This is a genomic window from Roseitranquillus sediminis (assembly GCF_016918935.1).
In the GTDB taxonomy this organism is placed as follows: Bacteria; Pseudomonadota; Alphaproteobacteria; order Rhodobacterales; family Rhodobacteraceae; genus Roseitranquillus; species Roseitranquillus sediminis.
The window spans coordinates 64,688-85,022 of the sequence record NZ_JAFFOB010000030.1 but is presented as its reverse complement, the minus strand read 5'-3'; the positions used below and the strand labels follow the sequence as shown (position 1 = coordinate 85,022).

16 protein-coding genes are annotated in these 20,335 nt (G+C 71.6%); 11 read left to right on the top strand and 5 right to left on the bottom strand.

Annotation, left to right across the window (positions count from 1 at the left end; all coding sequences use genetic code 11):
- The first annotated feature begins 56 nt into the window (after positions 1-56).
- The 10 genes from JM664_RS18265 (at position 57) to JM664_RS18220 (ending at position 9,894) form a co-directional block, all read left to right on the top strand.
- Positions 57-2,243 (top strand): primosomal protein N', encoded by a 2,187-nt coding sequence (locus tag JM664_RS18265; protein ID WP_227421369.1) that lies wholly within the window; start codon positions 57-59, stop codon positions 2,241-2,243.
- A gap of 118 nt (positions 2,244-2,361) precedes the next feature.
- The gene (locus JM664_RS18260; protein ID WP_227421368.1) at positions 2,362-3,504 is read left to right on the top strand and encodes a flavin-containing monooxygenase; all 1,143 of its coding nucleotides are present in this window, start codon (positions 2,362-2,364) and stop codon (positions 3,502-3,504) included.
- Between the two features lie 52 nt (positions 3,505-3,556).
- Positions 3,557-4,786 carry an MFS transporter gene (locus JM664_RS18255; protein ID WP_227421367.1) on the top strand — a complete coding sequence of 410 codons (1,230 nt, stop codon included), beginning with the start codon at positions 3,557-3,559 and terminating at the stop codon, positions 4,784-4,786.
- Positions 4,787-4,839: 53 nt separating this feature from the next.
- Positions 4,840-5,496 carry a peptide-methionine (S)-S-oxide reductase MsrA gene (gene msrA, locus JM664_RS18250; protein ID WP_227421366.1) on the top strand — a complete coding sequence of 219 codons (657 nt, stop codon included), beginning with the start codon at positions 4,840-4,842 and terminating at the stop codon, positions 5,494-5,496.
- Positions 5,493-6,044, top strand: a complete 552-nt coding sequence (locus tag JM664_RS18245) for a sugar O-acetyltransferase (RefSeq protein WP_319637560.1) — start codon at positions 5,493-5,495, stop codon at positions 6,042-6,044. The genes msrA and JM664_RS18245 overlap by 4 nt, the downstream gene beginning before the upstream one ends.
- Positions 6,045-6,114: 70 nt before the next feature.
- Positions 6,115-6,984, top strand: a complete 870-nt coding sequence (locus JM664_RS18240; protein WP_227421365.1) for a 50S ribosomal protein L11 methyltransferase — start codon at positions 6,115-6,117, stop codon at positions 6,982-6,984.
- 84 nt (positions 6,985-7,068) lie between these two features.
- Positions 7,069-7,572, top strand: coding sequence for a crossover junction endodeoxyribonuclease RuvC (gene ruvC / locus JM664_RS18235; protein WP_227421364.1), 504 nt, complete (start codon positions 7,069-7,071; stop codon positions 7,570-7,572).
- 10 nt (positions 7,573-7,582) lie between these two features.
- Positions 7,583-8,176, top strand: coding sequence for a Holliday junction branch migration protein RuvA (gene ruvA / locus JM664_RS18230; protein WP_227421363.1), 594 nt, complete (start codon positions 7,583-7,585; stop codon positions 8,174-8,176).
- 46 nt (positions 8,177-8,222) lie between these two features.
- On the top strand, positions 8,223-9,254 hold the full coding sequence (ruvB, locus tag JM664_RS18225; RefSeq protein ID WP_227421362.1) for a Holliday junction branch migration DNA helicase RuvB: 1,032 nt from the start codon (positions 8,223-8,225) through the stop codon (positions 9,252-9,254).
- A gap of 13 nt (positions 9,255-9,267) precedes the next feature.
- Positions 9,268-9,894: a hypothetical protein gene (locus tag JM664_RS18220; RefSeq protein ID WP_227421361.1), complete on the top strand. Its 627-nt coding sequence runs from the start codon at positions 9,268-9,270 to the stop codon at positions 9,892-9,894.
- Between the two features lie 4 nt (positions 9,895-9,898).
- Here the strand turns inward: JM664_RS18220 and ileS are convergent, their stop codons facing one another.
- From ileS to JM664_RS18205, 3 genes are all read right to left on the bottom strand, one after another.
- Entirely contained in the window at positions 9,899-12,859 is a 2,961-nt protein-coding gene (gene ileS / locus JM664_RS18215) for an isoleucine--tRNA ligase (protein ID WP_227421360.1), read from the bottom strand.
- 172 nt (positions 12,860-13,031) lie between these two features.
- Positions 13,032-14,036 carry a YcjF family protein gene (locus JM664_RS18210; protein WP_227421359.1) on the bottom strand — a complete coding sequence of 335 codons (1,005 nt, stop codon included), beginning with the start codon at positions 14,034-14,036 and terminating at the stop codon, positions 13,032-13,034.
- Entirely contained in the window at positions 14,033-15,421 is a 1,389-nt protein-coding gene (locus JM664_RS18205; protein ID WP_264465805.1) for a YcjX family GTP-binding protein, read from the bottom strand. Before JM664_RS18205 ends, JM664_RS18210 begins: the two co-directional genes overlap by 4 nt.
- Positions 15,422-15,545: 124 nt before the next feature.
- Here JM664_RS18205 and truA point away from each other — a divergent pair, with 124 nt between their 5' ends.
- Entirely contained in the window at positions 15,546-16,313 is a 768-nt protein-coding gene (gene truA, locus JM664_RS18200) for a tRNA pseudouridine(38-40) synthase TruA (RefSeq protein WP_227421357.1), read from the top strand.
- A gap of 4 nt (positions 16,314-16,317) precedes the next feature.
- Here truA and gghA read toward each other — a convergent pair whose 3' ends face one another.
- Together gghA and JM664_RS18190 are read right to left on the bottom strand one after the other, a co-directional pair.
- The gene (gene gghA / locus JM664_RS18195; RefSeq protein ID WP_227421356.1) at positions 16,318-18,702 is read right to left on the bottom strand and encodes a glucosylglycerol hydrolase; all 2,385 of its coding nucleotides are present in this window, start codon (positions 18,700-18,702) and stop codon (positions 16,318-16,320) included.
- Positions 18,699-20,330: an alpha-D-glucose phosphate-specific phosphoglucomutase gene (locus JM664_RS18190; RefSeq protein WP_227421355.1), complete on the bottom strand. Its 1,632-nt coding sequence runs from the start codon at positions 20,328-20,330 to the stop codon at positions 18,699-18,701. The genes gghA and JM664_RS18190 overlap by 4 nt, the downstream gene beginning before the upstream one ends.
- Positions 20,331-20,335 lie beyond the last annotated feature (5 nt).

The window sequence follows — 20,335 nt, the reverse complement described above, 5'->3', positions numbered from 1 at the left end:
AGGCGGCTGGTGCCTGTCTCTAGCCTAGCACAGCATCGCCGGAAAGCCCTGCGGGCGTGAGCCGCTTCGCGCCCGGCGACCACGTGGCGGTCCTGACGACGCAGCCGCTCGACCGGACGCTGGACTACCGCGCGCCCGCGGACGGCTGCGCCTTAGGCGACTTCGTGGCGGTGCCGCTCGGTCCGCGGCTGGTGCTCGGCGTGGTCTGGGGCGCTGGCCTCGGCGACTTCGACGCGGCGCGCCTGCGCGGCATCGACCGTGTGCTCGAGGTCCCGCCCATGCGCCCCGCGATGCAGCTCTTCCTTGAGCGCGCCGCTGACTACACCCTGACGCCGCTCCCCGCGATGCTAAGGATGGCGACCCGTTCGCCCGCGCTCGGCGACCCACCGTCGATGCGCAAGGTCTACCGCCGCGGCACCGTCGAGCCTTCGCGGATGACCGATGCGCGTCGCCGCGTCCTCGCCGCGCTCGACGAGTTCGGCGGCGCGGCGGTCACGCTGGGCGAGCTCTCCGCCATGGCCGGCGTCTCGTCGGGCGTGGTCAAGGGCCTCGTCGCGCAGGGCGTCCTCGTCGAGCAGGACACGCCGCGCGACCTGCCCTACCCGCGCCTCGACCCGTCGCGCCGCGGCGTCGCCCTCTCCGACGAACAGGCGGCGGCCGCCGACCGGCTGCGGACGGGCGCACGCGACGGCGGCTACGGCACGACGCTGCTCAAGGGCGTCACCGGCTCGGGCAAGACCGAGGTCTATCTCGAGGCGGTGGCTGAGACGTTGCGCCACGGCCGCCAGGCCCTCGTGCTCCTGCCCGAAATCGCGCTGACTGCGGAATTCCTCACCCGCGTCGAGGCCCGCTTCGGCGCCCGACCGGCCGAATGGCATTCCGGCGTCACCATGACCGAGCGGCGGCGCTGCTGGCGCATGGCGGCCGAGGGCGGCGCGGGACTCGTCGTCGGCGCGCGCTCCGCGCTCTTCCTGCCGTTCCGCGACCTCGGCCTGATCGTCGTGGATGAGGAGCACGACACCTCCTACAAGCAGGAGGACGGCGTGCTCTACAACGCCCGCGACATGGCGGTCCTGCGCGCCTCGATCGAGGAGGCGCGGGTGGTGCTGGCGAGCGCCACGCCCTCGCTCGAGACCTGGGTCAACGCCGAGGCCGCGAAGTACGAGCGGCTCGACCTGACGGCCCGCGCGGGCACAGCGGAGATGCCGCGGATGCAGGCCATCGACATGCGCCAGCAGTCGCTGCCCGCCGGCCGCTGGATCTCGGACCCGCTGGCGGCGGCGGTGCGCGAGCGGATGGCGGCGGGCGAGCAGAGCCTCCTCTTCCTCAACCGGCGCGGCTATGCCCCCGTCACGCTCTGCCGCGCCTGCGGCGGCCAGATCGCCTGCCGCCAGTGCGACGCGCGCATGGTCGAGCATCGGTTCCGCGGCCGCCTCGTCTGCCACCAGTGCGGCGAGACCCGGCCGATGCCGACTGCCTGCCCGACTTGCGGGGTCGAGGGCCGCCTCGCCGCCGTCGGCCCCGGCGTCGAACGCATGGCCGAGGAGTGCGCCACGCTCTTCCCGGACGCGCGGGTCTCTGTGCTCTCCTCTGACCTCTTCGCCTCCGCCCGCGCGCTCAAGGCCGCCATCGCGTCGATCGCGCGCGGCGAGGCCGACCTCGTGATCGGCACGCAGCTCGTCGCCAAGGGGCACAACTTCCCGCTGCTGACGTTGGTCGGCGTGGTCGACGCCGATCTCGGCCTGCAGGGCTCGGACCTTCGCGCCGCCGAGCGGACGTTCCAGCTGATGCGCCAGGTCGCCGGCCGCGCCGGGCGGGCCGAACGCGAGGGGCTGGCGCTGCTCCAGACCCATCAGCCGGAGCATTCGGTTATCCGCGCGATTCTTTCGGGCGACGAGGACGGGTTCTGGCGCGCCGAGGCGACCGAGCGTCGCGCGATGGGCATGCCGCCCTTCGGCCGGATGGCGGGCATCATCCTGTCATCGCCCGATCTCGACGCCGTCTTCTCCGCCGGCACCGAGCTCGCGCGCCGCGACGAGCCGCTGCGCCGGATCGGCGCTCAGGTGTGGGGTCCGGCCCCTGCGCCCATCGCCCGCATCCGCGGTCGGCACCGCGTGCGCCTCCTGGCCAAGGCCGACCGCGCCGCGCCGCTGCAGGCCGCGCTGGCCACCTGGACCGCCCAGATCAAGCTGCCGTCGAACGTGCGCCTCGTCGTGGACATCGACCCGCAGAGCTTCCTCTGACACCGCTGCCCGCGTAGGCAACGGCGGCACGAGGCGGCGTTCCCTTGCCGGTCCCGCGGCACTTGGCTCACCTGCGGGACGCCACTACGATCAAGCGCGCAACCGGGAGGAGCGGACGATGCGGGCGACGGTGATCGGCGCGGGTTCGGCCGGACTGGCCGTCGCGGCCGCCTTCAAGCGCAAGGGAATCGCGGTCGAGGTGCTGGACCGCGCCGACCGGATCGGCGCCGCCTGGCACGGACGCTACGACCGGCTGCACCTGCACACGCCGAAGTCGCACTCATCGCTTCCCGGCCTGCCGATGCCGCGTGACTGGCCGCGCTACCTCCCCCGGGACCAGGTCGCCGAGTATCTTGAAGGCTATGCGCGCCACTTCGCAATCCGGCCGCGGCTCGGGGTGAGCGTGCAGCGCGTCCTGCGCGGCCGTTCCGGCTGGCGCATCGAGACGGACACGGGCGAGGAGGGGGCAGACATCGTCGTCTGCGCCACTGGCCTCAGCGGACGCCCGCACCGGCCGGACTGGCCCGGCCTGGGGACGTTTCGCGGGCCGGTCACGCACACCGCCGACTACCGCAACCCGTCCTCCGTCGCTGGGCAGCGCGTGCTCGTCGTTGGCTTCGGCAACTCCGGCGGCGAGATCGCGCTCGAGCTCAGCGAGGCGGGCCGGCAGGTCCACCTGGCCGTGCGGCGCCCGGTCAACGTCCTGCCGCGGGACATCTTCGGCGTGCCGGTCTACCGGCTTCAGCTGCTCCAGCGACTCCTCGGCCCACGCGCCGCCGATCGCGTCGCCGCGCCCCTCATGCGGCTGGTGCTGGGGGACCTGTCGCGGATCGGCCTCGCCCGCCCGGAAAAGGGTCCGGCGACGGCGGTGGCCGAGGATCAGCGCATCCCGCTCCTCGACATCGGCACGCTCGGGCGCATCCGCTCGGGCGACATCGCCTTGCGCCCCGGCATCGCGCGGCTCGACGGCCCGCGCGTGACCTTCGCCGACGGCTCGACGGACGAGTACGACGCGCTGGTCCTGGCGACCGGTTTTCGGCCGGACCTGAGCGCGATCTTCGGCGGGGTGCCGGGGGCGCTCATGCCCGACGGCCGCCCGGCGCGGTCCGGGGCGCCTGGCCCCGTCGCGGGCCTCTACTTCTGCGGCTACCGCGCCACGGCGATGGGCCAGTTCCGCACCAACGCCGCCGAGGCCCGCGCCATCGCCGCCGACGCGGCCTCGGGCGTCGCCTCTGTTACTCTGGACCGCGCGGTCGTATAGCGGGTGCGTTTGCGGCAATTCCCGCCGCGTCACCGCTCCAGGTGGACTGCCCATGCGATACGTCCCGCTCGCCGAGGCGCGACGGCTGCCCTTCTGGAAGCGGCCAACGACGCTGCTCTTCCTGATGGCGGCGGCCATGCCGCTCGCGTTCGCCACGTGGTCGGCGCTGCTCAACAACTTCGTGATTGACGCGGCGGGCTTCACCGGCGTTGAGATCGGCTGGTTGCACACGGTGCGCGAGATCCCCGGCTTCCTCGCCGTCGGCGTCATCGCGATCATCATCTTCGTGCGTGAGCAGGTGCTGGGCCTCGTCAGCCTCGCGCTGCTCGGCGCGGCGACGGCGGTGACCGCGTTCTTCCCCAGCCTCGGCGGCATCCTTACCATCACGATGCTCTCGTCGATCGGGTTCCACTACTTCGAGACGGTGAACCAGAGCCTGCAACTCCAGTGGCTGCCGCGCGACCGGGCGCCGCAGGTGCTGGGCTGGATCGTTGCCATCGGCTCGGGCGCGAGCCTCGTCTCCTACGGCACGCTGGTCGCGACGTGGGAGACGTTCGGCCTCAGCTACATGACCGTCTACCTGATCTCCGGCGGCGCGTGCCTCGCGATCGCGATCTACTGCATGATCGCGTTCCCGCAGTTCGAGGCGCCGAACCCGCAGGTCAAGCGGATGGTGCTGCGCCGCCGCTACTGGCTCTACTACGCACTGCAGTTCATGTCCGGCGCGCGGCGGCAGATCTTTGTGGTCTTCGCCGCCTTCATGATGGTCGAGCGTTTCGGCTTCGAGGTGCACGAGGTCACGGCGCTGTTCCTGGTGAACTTCCTCGCTAACATGCTCTTCGCCCCGCTGATGGGCCGCGCCGTCGGCCGCTGGGGCGAGCGGGCGGCGCTGACGTTCGAGTACGTCGGGCTGGTGACGGTCTTCTTGCTCTACGGCGGGATCTACTACTTCGGCTGGGGCGTGGCGCTGGCGGCGACGCTCTACGTGGTCGACCACCTGTTCTTCGCGCTGGCCTTCGCGCTCAAGACCTACTTCCAGAAGATCGCGGACCCGGGCGACATCGCGCCCACCGCGGCGGTCGCCTTCACGATCAACCACATCGCAGCGGTGTTCCTGCCGGCCCTGCTGGGCTACCTCTGGATCACCTCGCCGGGCTCGGTGTTCCTGCTCGCCGCGGCCATGGCGGGGATCTCCCTCTGCCTAGCGCTGCTGATCCCGCGGCACCCGGCGCCGGGCAACGAGACGATCTTCGCCGCCGTCCTGCCCGCGCCGGCCGAGTAGCGGGCCGCGCCGCGACGACCTATATCGCGCGTGACCGGAACAGGAGATGGACCATGTTCTTCGCCAGGAAAAAGACCGAGATGGTGTCGCCCACGGACGCCCTGCCCGGACGGCCCGAGGCCATCCCCACCGCCGACACCCATTTCGTCTCGGGGCGGCCGCTGACGCTGGACGTGCCCGAGGGGATGGAGGTGGCGATCTTCGGGATGGGCTGCTTCTGGGGCGTCGAGCGGATGTTTTGGAAGCTGCCGGGCGTGCACCTGACAATGGTGGGCTACGCCGCCGGCCACACGCCGAACCCCACCTACCGCGAGGTCTGCACCGGCCAGACCGGACATAACGAGGTGGTGCGCGTGGTCTACGACCCGAAGGTCATCACCTACGACGACCTGCTCCGCACCTTCTGGGAGGGGCACGACCCGACGCAGGTGATGCGGCAGGGCAACGATGTGGGCACCCAGTACCGCTCGGGCATCTATCCCACCACCGACGCCCAGCGCGCCGCGGCCGAGCGCTCGGCGGAGGAGTTCCAGCCCCGGCTGCGCGCCGCCGGCTACGGCGACATCGCCACCGAGATCCGGCCGGCGGGGCCGTTCTACATGGCCGAGGATTACCACCAGCAGTACCTCGCCAAGAACCCTGGCGGCTATTGCGGCATCGGCGGCACCGGCGTGACCTGCCCGATCGGCACCGGCGCCGCGATGGCGTGACGCACCCGGCGCTCCAGCGGATTGCCGGCGGTATCTGGTACAACTGCATGGAGCCCGAGCTTGACGCGCTGCGCGTCGAGGCGCGCCGGGCAGTTCACCGGCACAATACGATGGAGCCGGACAGCCGCGGCGCCTGCGCGCCCGACCTCGCGGCGCTGTTCGCCGGCATCGGGCGCGGCGTCTTTATCGAGGCGCCGTTGCACGTGGCCTACGGGCGCAACCTGACGCTGGAGGACGGCGTCTACATCAACGCCGGCTGCGTTATCCTCGACACCGCGCCCGTGCGCATCGGCCGCCGCACCATGCTCGGACCGCTCGTGCAGATCTACTGCGCCGACCATCACCGCGGCCGGGCCGAGCGGCTGAAGGGGCTGGAGCGGGCGTTGCCGGTCACGATCGGCTCCGAGGTCTGGATCGGCGGCGGCGCCATCGTGCTGCCGGGGGTGACGATCGGCGCGGGTGCCATCGTCGGCGCTGGCGCGGTGGTGACGCGCGACGTTCCGCCCGAGGGACGGGTCGTCGGCAACCCGGCACGCGCCATCGGCTGACGCGGCTTGCGGTTGCCGCGCCGCTGCCCACGCGGCTATACGGCCCCGTTCGCGGATGCCGGAGAGCTTGATGACCACCTACACCGCCCTTACCACCCTCTCCGGCGAAGCGCAGGCGCGCGCACTTGCCGAGGCGATGGAGCGGCTTGACCCCGAGCCGACCGGCGTCGGCGTCTTCGAGATCGAGGACGGCTCGGGCCTCTGGGAAGTCGGCGGCTATTTCGAGGCGCCCCCCGACGAGGCGGCGCTGGCGCTGCTCGCCGTCGCCACCGGCGCCCGCCCCTTCGCGGTGAGCGAACTGCCCGAAACGGATTGGGTCGCCAAGGTGCGCCGCGACCTCGCCCCGGTGGAGGCGGGCCGCTTCTTCGTCCATGGCAGCCATGACGCGGACCGTGTGCCCGAGGGCCGGATCGCGCTGCTGATCGAGGCGGCGATGGCCTTCGGCACCGGCCACCACGGCACGACGCTGGGCTGCCTGCGCGCCCTCAACCGGCTGGCGGACGGTCCCGCGCCGCGCGCGATTGCGGACATCGGCTGCGGCACCGCCCTGCTGGCGATGGCTGCGGCGCGAGTGTGGCGCGTGCCGGTCGTCGCTTCGGACATCGACCCGGTCGCGGTCGAGGTCGCCCGCGCCAACGTGGCGGCCAACGGGCTCCAAGGCCGGGTGACGTGCGTCGAGGCCAGCGGGACATCCGACTCGCAGATCGCCGCCGCCGCACCCTACGACCTCGTCTTCGCCAACATCCTGATGGCGCCGCTAGTCGCACTCGCGCCCGACCTCGCGCAGGTGGTTGCGCCCGGCGGGCGGGTCATCCTCTCGGGCCTCCTCGTCGAGCAGGGCGCGCCCGCCGCCGAGGCCTATCGCGCCCAAGGCTTCGAGGACGAGGCGCGCGAGGACATCGGCGAGTGGACCACCCTGACGATGCGCCGCCGCGCCTAAAGCCTCCGGCCGCCGTGCGGCTTGGCGTCCGTTCGCGTTTCGTGCTAGCCCTCTTCCAGCGGCGTCAACGGGGGCAGGCAGGCGATGCGCGTCATCGGAATCGATCCGGGTCTGCGGTCGCTCGGCTGGGGAGTCGTCGCGGTGAAGGGCGGGCGCGTCAGCCACGTCGCCAACGGACAGTGCCGGACCGAGGGGCGGGACCTCGCCGCTCGCCTCCTCAGCCTCTACCGCCAGTTGACCGAGGTGGTTAGCACGCACGCGCCCGATACGGCGGCCGTCGAGAACACTTTCGTCAACCGCGACGGCGCGGGAACGCTGAAGCTGGGTCAGGCGCGCGGGATCGCGCTGCTGGTGCCGGCGCAGGCCGGGCTTGACGTCGGGGAATACGCCCCGAACGCGGTGAAGAAAGCGGTGGTCGGCGTCGGCCACGCCGATAAGCGGCAGGTGGCGCACATGGTGCGTATGCTTCTGCCGGGGGTCGAGCCCGTTGGACCGGACGCCTGCGACGCGCTCGCCGTCGCGCTCTGCCACGCCTGGGCGGCCGGCGCCTCGGCGCGGCTGGCGGCGGCGGTAGAGCGGGCGCGATGAGGGGGGCGGGATGATAGGTCGCATCGCGGGACGCGTCGAGCACCGGGGCGCGGACCACGTCCTCGTCGACGTGGGCGGCGTCGGCTACGTGGTGCACGTCTCGTCGCGGACGCTGGCGGAGCTGCCGCCGCGGGGCGAGGCCGCGGCGCTCTGGACCGAGCTGGTCGTACGCGAGGATCTCCTGCAGCTGATCGGATACCGCACCTTGCAGGAGGTGGAGTGGCACCGGCTGCTGGTGACGGTGCAGGGCGTCGGCGCCCGCGCCGCGATGGCGATCCTCGGCGCGCTGGGACCGGAGGGGCTGGGCCGCGCCATTGCACTCGGCGACTGGAGCGCGGTCAAGGCGGCGCCAGGGGTCGGGCCGAAGATCGCGCAGCGGGTCGTCAACGAGCTGAAGGGCAAGGGACCGGCTCTCGCCGATGCGCTGCCCGATGCCGGACCGGCGCCCGCCGGGGGCGGAACGGCCGAGGCGGTGTCGGCGCTCGTCAATCTCGGCTACGCCGCGGCCGAGGCGCAGCGGGCGGTGGCCGAGGCGGGGCGCGACGGCGCCGAGGACACGCCTACGCTGATCCGCGGCGCGCTGAAGCGGCTGGCCCCGGCGTGAGGCGGCGGCGGATTGCCAGCCGGCCGCGGGCGGGAGACAAGGCCGCATGAGCGAACCCGACCCGACCCTCCGCCCCGAGCCCCTGCCCGAGGACGACGGCCCCGCGCTGCGGCCGCAGACGCTCGACGCGTTCATCGGGCAGGCGGAGGCGCGGTCGAACCTGCGCGTCTTCATCGAGAGCGCCCGGCGGCGCGGCGCGGCGATGGACCACGCGCTTTTCCACGGGCCGCCGGGGCTGGGCAAGACGACGCTGGCGCAGATCGTCGCGCGCGAGCTCGGCGTGAACTTCCGCATGACGAGCGGTCCGGTGCTGGCGCGGGCGGGCGACCTGGCCGCGATCCTGACCAACCTCGACGCCCGCGACGTGCTCTTCATCGACGAGATCCACCGGCTGAACCCGGCGGTCGAGGAGGTGCTCTACCCCGCGCTCGAGGACTACCAGCTCGACCTCGTGATCGGCGAGGGACCGGCGGCGCGCACGGTGCGGATCGAGCTCCAGCCGTTCACGCTGGTCGGAGCGACGACGCGGCTAGGCCTCCTGACGACGCCGCTGCGCGACCGGTTTGGCATCCCGATCCGGCTGCAGTTCTACGATGTGGACGAGCTGCACGAAATCGTGGGGCGCGGCGCGCGACTGATGGGAATCGCGGCCGAGCCGGACGGCACGCGCGAGATCGCGCGGCGCGCGCGCGGCACGCCGCGGATCGCGGGTCGGCTGCTGCGCCGGGTGGTGGACTTCGCCGTGGTCGAGGGCGACGGGCGTTTGACGCGGGCGCTGGCCGACGATGCGCTGAACCGGCTCGGCGTTGACGAACTTGGTCTCGACGGCGCCGACCGCCGCTACCTGACGCTCATCGCCGAGAATTACGGCGGCGGGCCGGTCGGGATCGAGACGATCTCGGCGGCGCTGTCGGAGTCGCGCGACGCGCTGGAGGAGGTAATCGAACCCTTCCTGCTGCAGCAGGGTCTCATCGCGCGAACCCCGCGCGGGCGAATGCTGGCGCACAAGGCGTGGACCCACCTCGGCCTCGCCCGGCCGGCGACGGCGGGCCAGTCGGACCTCTTCGGCGGTGGCTGAGACCGCGCCCGCGATGACATCCGACGAGGTCGCGCGGCACTTTGCCGGACCTGACGGAGGCTATTGCTTCGCCCGCTGGGGCCGTCCGCTCGCGCCGGTGGTCTTCGGCGTCGACGAGCGGACGCTCGGCATCGTCAAGGGCGCCATCGAGGCCATCTGCCAGTTGGCGCAGCACGAGTTGGCGGAAACCGACCCCGAGCTCGGCGCAAACCTCATGGTCTTCTTCCTGCGCGACTGGGCGGAGCTGCCCGAGGTGCCGAATCTCGACCGGCTGATCCCGGAGCTCGGGCCGCTGGTGACGCGCCTTCAGGCGGCGGACGCGAACCAGTACCGTACCTTCCGCTTCGACGAGCACGGCGCCATCAAGGCGGCGTTCGTCTTCCTGCGGATGGAGGCAGCGCTGGCGAGGATGCCGGCCGAGACGCTGGCGCTGGGGCAGGTCGTGCAGACGATGCTGCTCTGGTCCGAGGCGGCCTTCCGCGACCGTTCGCCTCTCGCTCTGGCGCCGGGCGGGGCGACGGTGCTGCGGCCGGAGATCGCGGCTCTGATTCGCGCCGCCTACGATCCGGTGATGCCGGTCGCCGCCAGCGACCCGAGCCATGCGCTGCGTCTCGCCGCCCGGATCGGCCGGGCGGGCTGAGGCGTCAGCCCAACGCCTCGTCGCAGCGGGCGCAGACTGCCGGATGGGGGTGCGTGCCGACGTCCGGCAGGATCTTCCAGCAGCGCTCGCACTTCTCGCCCGGGGCTTCGGCGAACACGACACCCACGCCCGGCACCTCGTCGAGGCGGAACGCGTCGGCCGGCGCGGGCCCGTCCATCACCTCGATGCCGGAGACGATGCACACATCGTCGAAGGCGACCGAGGTCAGCGCCTCACGCGTGAGGGCGGAATCGACGTGCACCACCGGCGCAGCCTCCAGCGATGCGCCGATCACCTTCTCCCGCCGCTGGACCTCGAGTGCGGCGGTGACCACCCGGCGCACCCGCCGGACCTCGGCCCACTTCGCCGCCAGCGCGTTGTCGCGCCACTCGGCGGGTGTCTCGGGCATGTCGACCAGGTGCACCGAGCTCTCCTCGCCCGGGAAGCGCTCCAGCCAGACCTCCTCCATCGTGAAGACGAGGATCGGCGCGAGCCACGTCGTCAGCCGGTGGAACAGGATGTCGAGCACCGTCAGCGCCGCCCGCCGCCGCGTGCTGTCGTCCGCGTCGCAGTAGAGCCCGTCCTTGCGCACGTCGAAGTAGAACGACGAGAGCTCGACCGTCGCGAAGTTGAACACCGTCTGGAAGACGTGCTGGAAGTCGTAGGCGGCGTAGCCTTCGCGCACGACCTGATCCAGCTCCGCCAGCCGGTGCAGGACCCAGCGCTCCAGCTCCGGCATCTCGGCCGGCGCCACCCGCTCCGCGTCGCCGAACCCGGCGAGATTGCCCAGCAGGAAGCGCATCGTGTTGCGCAGGCGGCGATAGCTGTCGGCGGTGCCCTTGAGGATCTCCGGCCCGATCCGCTGGTCGGCGGTGTAGTCCGACTGCGCCACCCAGAGCCGCAGGATGTCCGCCCCGTACTGCTTCACCACCTCCTCCGGCAGGATGGTGTTGCCCAGCGACTTGGACATCTTCATGCCCTTCTCGTCGAGCGTGAAGCCGTGGGTCAGCACGCCCCGGTACGGCGCCCGCCCCTTGGTGCCGCAGGACTGCAGCAGCGAAGAGTGGAACCAGCCGCGGTGCTGGTCCGTGCCCTCGAGATAGAGGTCCGCGATGCCGTCCGCCGCACCGTCCGCCCGGTCGCGCAGGACGAAGGCGTGGGTCGAGCCGCTGTCGAACCAGACGTCGAGTATGTCGGTCACCTTCTCCCACTCGGCCGGATCGTGCTCCGGCCGCAGGAAGCGCTCGGCGGCATCGTCGCGGAACCAGGCGTCCGCGCCCTCGGCCTCGAACGCCTCCGCGATGCGCGCGTTGACCGCTGGATCGCGCAGCAGGAAGCCCTCGTCCTCGGGGCTCGCCCCCTTGCGGACGAAGCAGGTGAGCGGCACGCCCCAGGCGCGCTGGCGGCTCAGCACCCAGTCGGGCCGGTTAGAGATCATCGAGTGAAGTCGGTTGCGGCCCGTCCTCGGCGTCCACGTCACCAGCTCGTCGATCGACCGCAGCGCCCGCTCGCGGATCGTGGTCCCGTACGCGTCCTGCCCGTCGCCCACCGGGCGGTCGATTGCGGCGAACCATTGCGGCGTGTTACGGAAGATCACCGGCGCCTTGGAGCGCCAGCTGTGCGGGTAGCTGTGCGAGAACTTCGCCCGCGCGGCCAGCGCGCCCACCTCGGCCAGCTTGCGGATGATGGCCTCGTTCGCGCCGCCGTCCTTGCCCTTCGGCGTGATGATGACCTCGCCGCCGAAGAGAGGCAGGTCCTCGCGGAAGCTGCCGTTCTCCATCACGTTCCAAGTCATCGGCAGGCCGTATTTCTGGCCGATCTGGTAGTCGTCGTCGCCGTGGCTGGGCGCGGTGTGGACGAAGCCGGTGCCCGCCTCCTCCGTGACGTGCTCGCCCGGCAGCACCGGCACGTCATAGTCCCACTCGCCCGCCGCGCCCTCGGCACCGCGCAGCGGATGCGCCAGCGACGTCTGGATCAGCTCCTCGGCATCGACGTCGCGCAGGCGCTGGACGTGCTCCACCCGTGCCTGGCCGAAGACCGAGTCGGCCAGCGCGTCGGCCAGGATCACCCGCTCGCCCTTCGCGAGCCAGTTGCCCTCCGGCGCCTCCGTCACCTCGTAGAGGCCGTAGGCAATGTCTGGACCAAAGCAGACCGCGCGGTTCTGGGGGATGGTCCAGGGCGTCGTCGTCCAGATCAGGATTGCGGCGCCGTCGGTGTCCTCGCGCCGACCCGCGCGGCCGTTGCCGGCACCTTCCTCGACCTCGAGCGGCGGCTGGTGCTCGTGCTGGACCAGCGGGAACTTGACCCAGATCGCCGGGCTGACCTTGTCGTGGTACTCGATTTCGGCCTCGGCGAGCGCGGTCTTCTCGACCGGCGACCACATCACGGGCTTCGAGCCGCGGTAGAGCGTGCCGTTCATCAGGAACGTCATGAACTCCTCGGCGATCACCCGCTCGGCGTGGAAGTCCATGGTCAGATACGGCTCGTCCCACTTGCCGGTGACGCCGAGGCGCTTGAACTCCGCGCGCTGGATGTCGATCCAGCCCTCGGCGAAGCGGCGACACTCCTGCCGGAAGTCGACGACAGGCACCTCGTCCTTGTTGCGGCCCTTGGCGCGGTACTGCTCCTCGATCTTCCACTCGATCGGCAAGCCGTGGCAGTCCCAGCCAGGGACGTAGCGACTGTCGCGGCCCATCATCTGCTGGCTGCGGACCACCATGTCCTTGAGGATCTTGTTCAGCGCGTGGCCGATATGGAGGTGGCCGTTGGCGTAGGGCGGGCCGTCGTGCAGGATGAACGCCTCGCGCCCCGCCTTCTCGCGCAGCCGGTCGTAGACGCCGATCCGCTCCCACCGGGACAGCCACTCGGGCTCGCGCTTGGGCAGGCCGGCGCGCATGGGAAAGTCGGTCTGGGGGAGGTTCAGCGTGTCGCGGTAGTCGGGCGTGGTCACGGTATCGGCGCACATCGGGGCGTCCTCGGGGGCAAATCGGGCTGGTCTGGTCGTCGCGGTCGGCGCAAGGCACGCGCCTTCAGGTCCCGGCGGCTCGTCTCAGAGCGCCGGGCCGGTAATTCGCACGATGATCGCCGCGTGGAACATGGGCGGCCTTATAGGTCCGGCTGCAGGCGGCGTCCACCGCTCAGGTCGCGCCCGGGAAAAGGCCCGTCAGCGCCCGCTGCAGGAGCGAGGTGACGCGTGGCCGGCGTTGCCCGTGGAACGGCAGCGGCCGGCAGACCTCCATCGCCGCGATGCCGACGCGGGCTGTCAGCGCGCCATTGACCACGCCTTCGCCGAAGCGGCGCGAGACCTTGGTCAGCATGTGCCCTCCGCCGATCGAGCCGATCAAGTCGTCGCCCACCGCGAGCGCCCCCGTGGCGACAAGATGCGTCAGCACCGCCCGCGTCAGCCGCCATGCCTCCAGCGTGCCGCCGCGCCCGCCGTAGATCTCGGCGATGCGGCGGATCATCCGGAGGTTCGCGCCCAGCGCCGCCGCGACATCGGCCAGCGCCAGTGGCACCAGCGCCGTCACCGTCGCCACCTGACGCGCCGCCGCCTCGACCTCCCGGCGCGCGGCGGCGTCGAGCGGGGCGAGGAGCTCTGCCTCCGCCAGATCGAAGAGCGCATCGGCGTCGAACACATCCCCGCGCCGCTCGGCGAAACGGTCGCGCCCCCAGCGCAGCTCGTCGCGCGGAGCGTAGAGCGCCAGCAGCCGGTCCCCCACCCGCCGCGCCGCGGTCAGGTCCTGCGCCGCCCGCGCCGCCTCGGCCTCGCGGTGCAGGTGGTCGAGCCGCGCGAGGCGTGACAGCGCCGCCACCTCCTGGATCGCGATGGCGAGGCAGACCAGCAGGAACGCGCCCAGCAGCACCAGCGCGATCAGGCCCAGCACCTCGTTCTGCAGGATCAGCGCGTTCAGCGCCTGCCACGCCCAGACCGACACCGCGAACGCCACCAGCGCCACGAGCAGCCGCCAGAACCAGGACGCGAGGCGGGACCGGCGGCGCGAGGCGAGCGCGGCGAGCGTCTGCATCGCCTGACCGGACGGCCGTCCCTCGTCCACCGCATCGGGCACAGGCGGGGCCTCCGCCGGCCCCGGCCGCTCGCGCGCCTCGTCCTCGATCAGGACCGGACCGTCGCGCCCGCTCATCTCAGCCGGTCCCCGATCAGGAACTCCGCTGCGCGGTCGAGCCGGATGTGCGGCGGCCCCTCCCCCGGCCTAAGGCTGAGCGGCGCGGGGGCGAAGCTCATCACCTCGTAGTCCGCGTCGAGCCACCGCTCCGCCCCCTCGCGCGCGGGCGACAGCAGTCGCGCCGGGTCCTCGGGCAGAGCGCCGGGATAGAAGGCGGCGTTGCGGCCGCTGCCCTCCAGCGTGCCGCGCACCACGTCGAGCGTCCGCCCCTGATGCTCCACGGTGTCCTCCGTGGTGGCACGCAGCGCGGCGATCGACATCGCGCCGGTCCGGGCGCCGGCGAAGTCAGCGCGGCGGCGCGCGTCGGCCAGCAGCGCGTCCATGATCGCTGTCAGCCGGCCGTGCTGGCGGTGGTGCAGGTGGTCGGCCTTGGTCGCGGCGAAGAGGATGCGCTCCACCCGGCGGCCCAGCAGGATGCGGCTCAGCCAGCGGTTCCGCCCCGGCCGGAACGCGCCCAGAATGTCGGCCATCGCCTGCCGCAAATCCTCCACCGCCTTCGGCCCCGCATGAATTGCGCCGAGGACGTCGACCAGCACCACCTGCCGGTCGATCCGCGCGAAGTGCTCGCGAAAGAAGGGCTTCACCACCTCGCGCTTGTAGGCCTCGTAGCGCCGCTCGAACTCGCGCGCGAGGCTGCCGCGGGCACTGTCGCCGGCCGGCAATGGCGCGAAGGTTAGCGCCGGACTGCCCGCCATCTCGCCCGGCAGCAGGAACCGGCCGGGCGTGCAGTCGGAATAGCCCGCCTCCCGCGCCCGGTGCAGATAGTCGGTGAAGGCGTCGGAGAGCGCCCGCGCCGCGGGCTCCTCATGCCGTGCCGCGGGGTCGGCGGCGACGAGCGCGGCCAGGAAGTCCTTCGCTTCCACCCGCTCCTCGGCGCGCGACAGCGTCTGCTCCGACCAGTCGCGATACGCCATGTCGAGCAGCGACAGGTCCAGCAGCCACTCGCCGGGATAGTCCACGATGTCCAGATGCACGGTCCGCGGCCCCTGGATGCCGCCGAGCAACCCGCCCGGCTGGACCCTCAGCGACAGGCGCAGCTCGCTGACCGACCGCGTGCCGGCGGGCCAGCGCGGCGTCGGGCCGGTCAGCGCCGCCAGGTGCGCCTCGTAGTCGAAACGGGGCACCGTGTCGTCGGGCTGCGGCTGCAGGTAGGCGGTGCGGATCGCGCCCTCGGCAGCGGCAGTCAAGCCGGGCATCCGACCCCGGTCGAGCAGGTTCGCCACGAGTGACGTGATGAATACGGTCTTGCCCGATCGGCTGAGCCCGGTGACGCCGAGCCGCACCACCGGCTCGAAGAATGCCTCCGAGACGGTCGCGCCCATCCGCTCGACCCCCCGCGTCATCCCGTCGGCGATGTCGCCGAAGATCACTGGCCCGCCTCGTCCATAAGCTTGGAACCTATGCGCGGCGCGGTGCCTCTGCCAGCCCGCGTTGCGCCGCGCGTGGCGGAGCGATATTGGCCCGCCCATGCCGCGCTACGCCCTCCTCCTCGAATATAACGGCCGCCCGTTCTCCGGCTGGCAGCGGCAGGCGGAGCATCCGTCGGTGCAGGGCGCGCTCGAAGCTGCGCTCGCCCGTGTCCAGCCCGAGCCGGCGGCCGTCGCCGCAGCAGGCCGGACAGACGCCGGGGTCCATGCGACGGGGCAGGTCGCACAGGCCGACATGATCCGCGCGTGGGATCCCTTCCGGCTCGGCGAGGCGCTGAACCACCATCTGCGCCCGAACCCGGTGGCCGTGCTGGCGGTGGCGCAGGTGGCGGATGGCTGGCATGCCCGCTTCTCGGCGGTCGAGCGGCGCTACACCTACCGCATCCTCTGTCGCCGCGCGCCGCCGGTGCTGGACCACGCGGTCTGGCATGTCCGGCGCCGGCTCGACCCCGAGGCGATGGCCGAAGGGGCGCGGCACCTTGTCGGGCGGCACGACTTCACCACCTTCCGCTCGACGGAGTGCCAGTCGGCGAGTCCGGTCAAGACGGTGGACGAGGTCCGCGTCGAGGCCCGCGAGGTGCCCTACGGCCTCGAGATCGCGGTGCACGTCCGGGCGCGCAGCTTCCTGCACAATCAGGTGCGCAGCTTCGTGGGCACGCTGGAGCGCGTCGGCGCCGATGCCTGGCCGCCCGCGCGCGTGGCCGTTGCGCTGGCCGCCGCCGATCGCGCCGCATGCGGACCGGTCGCTCCGCCCGGCGGCCTCTGCCTGACCGGCGTGCGCTACCCGCACGACCCCTTCGCCGCGTGACGCGTCAGGCGGCGCGCTCGTAGAGCAGGCCCATGCTGTCGCGCAGCACGATCGGACCGCCTTGGTAGTCCGCTCCGATCGTCGGCGTCCGCAGCGTCAGCGCCCAGCCCCCGCCGCCGAGTCCCGGCACGTCGAGCTCTAGCGGGTCCACGTCCGCGGTCGCGCCGCCCTCCATGTGCGTCACGACGAAGATCTGCCGACCGTCAGGCGCATTTCGCAGAGAGGTAAAGACAGTACGACCGTCGATCGGCTGGACGTACCCGAAATGGTCGGCCGGCCCGAGATTGCGGCGCAGCCACGGATTCGCCCGGCGGAAGTTGCGGACGCGCAGCATGAAGTCCGTCTGCGCCGGGTCGAGGTGTGAGATCGAGTTGGCTACGTTGCAGTATTCGTGCATGTCGTCCATCCAGGCCCGAGAAACCTCCTTGAGCACCGCGACGGTGAAGCGTTCCGGTCCAACGAGCGGTGGCTCCACGGCGTTGAGCAGCTTGGCGATCTCCAGCAGGTCGTATCCCGTCACGTCCACCAGCGCCGGCAGGACCTCGAAGAACCGCGCGAGGTCGGCGCGGGTCTCGAACCCCATCTCCTTCAGGCGGCGGAAGTTGTAGGGGACGGAGTAGCTGTACTCGTCGACCTGCCACTTGAGGCTGATCGCCTCTTCCGCGACCACCTTCACGCCGTACTTGTCGTCCTGGTTCCGGATGAAGCCCCACGACGCGCGCGAGGTGGCGTTGAGGAAGTCCATCGGTACGCCCGGAAATGCGCAGTAGGTCAGGAGCGACACCGCCGGGTTGTCATAGGCCTTGTCGAGGATCTCCATCCGCGTGTCGCCGAGGCGGGTGTTTATGTTGAGGTCGGGGCTCACCTGTGTCCCCCGCCTCAGCGTGTCGTGGTTCGCGGTGCCGCTGATCCAGTTCTCGCCCCGCTCCAGCATCTCGCGGATGCGCCAGTACTTCGACAGCCAGAAAGTGTAGAGGAACGGCGTGTTGTGGGCGAAGGTCAGCGGCCCCCACTGGAAGACGTCCTCGTCGCGCTGCCCCTCGATGACGGCGCGGTAGGTCGAGCTCAGCTCCCAGTCCTCCTGCGGCCAGGGGCGACCGTCTTCGAAGACGAACCATGGGCGATACTCGGTGCCGGCGACGGTCTGCACGATGTCCGACATCTGCTGCAGGAACTCGTCGTCGTGGCGCATCACCTGCTCGCCCGGGTCCCACCACTTGAAGTCCTGCGCGCCGTCAACCCGCACGCCGTCGGCGCCGAAATCGACCTTGCGGCGCTGCATCTCGAGCAGGATCGCCCTGACCGCGGGGTTCCGATAGTCGAGGTTCTGCCCGTACATGTTCGGGCCCGCGAAGAAGTGCGGGTTGAGCGTGTTGAGGCCCTGATTGTCCGAGTGGCCGAAGACCACGTCGAAGACCAGCATCTTTGGCTTCGTGGGAAAATCGTGCAGCACGGCGGCGAGGTCGATCAGCTCGTCCGGCCGCCCGGACTCGAGCAGCACCGGATTGACCGTCGCCATGCCGGCGATCACCACGTCGTAACCCCAGTTCGTCGTGTCGGGCCGGATCAGCTGCACCGCCAGCGCATCGCTGCCCTCGACGGGCTCCTCGCTCCAGAAGTCGGGGCCAGTCTCGTAGACCGTCGTCGGCTCGACCGGCAGGAGCTGCACCGCGTCGTAGCCAAGGTAGAGCTCGTCGAGCGGCTCCTTGGGCAGGTCGTGGCGCAGCCGCTCGGCCAGCCGCTCGAACTGTCGCGTCAGGCTGGCGATGGTGCCGCCGGCGGTGGCCGTGGGAACGTGGATCTGCAGGATGTTCGTCGGCGGCCCGAACTTGTGCGGCGCCTCGCCGCGCACGCTCGCCCAGTAGGCGGAATCGCCCCGCGCCGCCTGCATCGCCTCGACGTCGTAGAGCTCGGCCGGCGCGAACGCGCCGAAGGGCAGCGACATCGCCAGCGGGTCGAGGATACGGTGCCACACGTCGTGCGCGTCACGCCAGACCAGCGCGTAGAAGTCGCCGATGGCGTCGCGACGGCCCGGCCGGAGCCCCTCGGCGGCCGCAAAGGTGTGGGCCTCGTAGCGCGCGACGGGCAGGAACTGCCGCTCGAACCGCACCTCCTGGTGCGCGCGCGTCAGGTCCAGAGGCTCGACCGGCGACAGCACCTCGAGAAACACGTCGCCGTCGGATACTCGGTGGTCCAGCAGCTCGGGCGTCCAGAAGCCGAACTCCGCGCGGTTCTTGACCCAGCGGCCGCCGAGATGGCGCGAAATCTCCCGCTGCGCCTCGAAGGCCGTTTCGGCGGTATTGATGGCGCGGCGGCAATTGGCCGCCATCGCCGACGCCACCTCGGGCAGCGCGCGGGCGCGGCGGGCGAGCGGCTCCGCCGCACTCACGTCCGGACGTCGGGCTCGGTGCGGCCCGTATGCTCGCGGATCTGCGCAATTTCCTCGGCGGCTGCGACGACGCCGGCCAGCGCCTCTTCCGGCGCGGTGCGGACCTGCGCCGGATCGTCGGTGTAGTCCTCGAGGTAGACTCGCACCGTCGCTCCGGCCGTGCCGGTGCCCGAGAGGCGGTAGACGACCCGGCCGCCGCCATCGAGGCCGACGCGGATGCCCTGACCCTCTGCGCGGCTGCCGTCGACGGGGTCGTCATAGGCGAACTCGTCGGCGCTCTCGACGGTCCGGCCGGCGAAGACCTGGCCCGGAAGTTCGCCCAGCATCCCGCGCAGACGGTCCATCATCTCGGCCGCACGGTCGGCGTCGACGCCCTCGTAATCGTGGCGGGAATAGTGATTTCGCCCGAACTCGGCCCAGTGATCGGCCATCAGATCCGCCACAGACTTCTTCGTCACCGCGAGGATGTTCAGCCAGAGAAGCACCGCCCAGAGCCCGTCCTTCTCCCGCACATGGTCGCTGCCCGTCCCGGCGCTCTCCTCGCCGCAGAGCGTGATGCGGCCGGCGTCGAGGAGGTTGCCGAAGAACTTCCACCCCGTCGGCGTCTCGTAGCAGTCGAGGCCGCGCGCCGCCGCCACCCGGTCCAGCGCGCGGCTCGTGGGCATCGAGCGCGCAACGCCCTTCAGCCCGTCCCGGTAGCCCGGCGCGAGGTGCGCGTTGGCCGCCAGCACCGCGAGGCTGTCGGACGGCGTGACGTAGACGCCGCGCCCGACAATCATGTTACGGTCGCCGTCGCCGTCGCTGGCCGCGCCGAAGTCCGGCGCGTCGTCCGCCATCATCGCGTCGATCAGGTCCTTGGCCCAGATCGGGTTGGGGTCCGGGTGCCCGCCGCCAAAGTCCGGCAGGGGCCGCGCGTTGACCACGCTGCCCTCCGGCGCGCTGAGACGGTTGCTCAGGATCTCCGTCGCGTAGGGTCCGGTGACGGCATGCATCGCGTCGAACCGGATGCGGAAGCCGCCGGCCAGCAGGCTGCGGATCGCGTCGAAGTCGAAGAGCCGCTCCATCAGGTGGGCGTAGTCCTCGACCGGGTCCACCACCTCGATCTCCATCTCGCCCAGGCGCCGGGTGCCGGGGGTGGCGAGGTCGACGTCGTGCGACTCGACGATGTCGTAGCTGTCGATCGTCCTCGACGCCTCGTAGATGCGGTCGGTCACGTCCTGCGGCGCCGGGCCGCCGTTCGGCATGTTGAACTTCACGCCGAAATCCTCGTCCGGCCCGCCCGGATTGTGGCTGGCCGAGAGGATGATGCCGCCGTCGGTGCGGCGCGTCCGGATCAGGTTCGAGGCCGCGGGCGTCGAGAGCAGCGCGTTTCGGCCCACAATCACCTTGGCCGCGCCTGAGGCGGCCGCCATCCGCAGGATCACCTGCGCCGCGCGCTCGTTGAAGAACCGCCCGTCGCCGCCGAGGACCAGCGTCGCGTCCTCCACCCCGCCGATCCCGCGCCAGATCGCCTCGACGAAGTTCTCGAGGTAGTGGCGGCCCATGAACACCCGTGTCTTCTTGCGCAGGCCGCTTGTGCCGGGCTTCTGCCCCTCGATCGGCTCGGTACGGACCGTGATCCCGTGCATCTGTC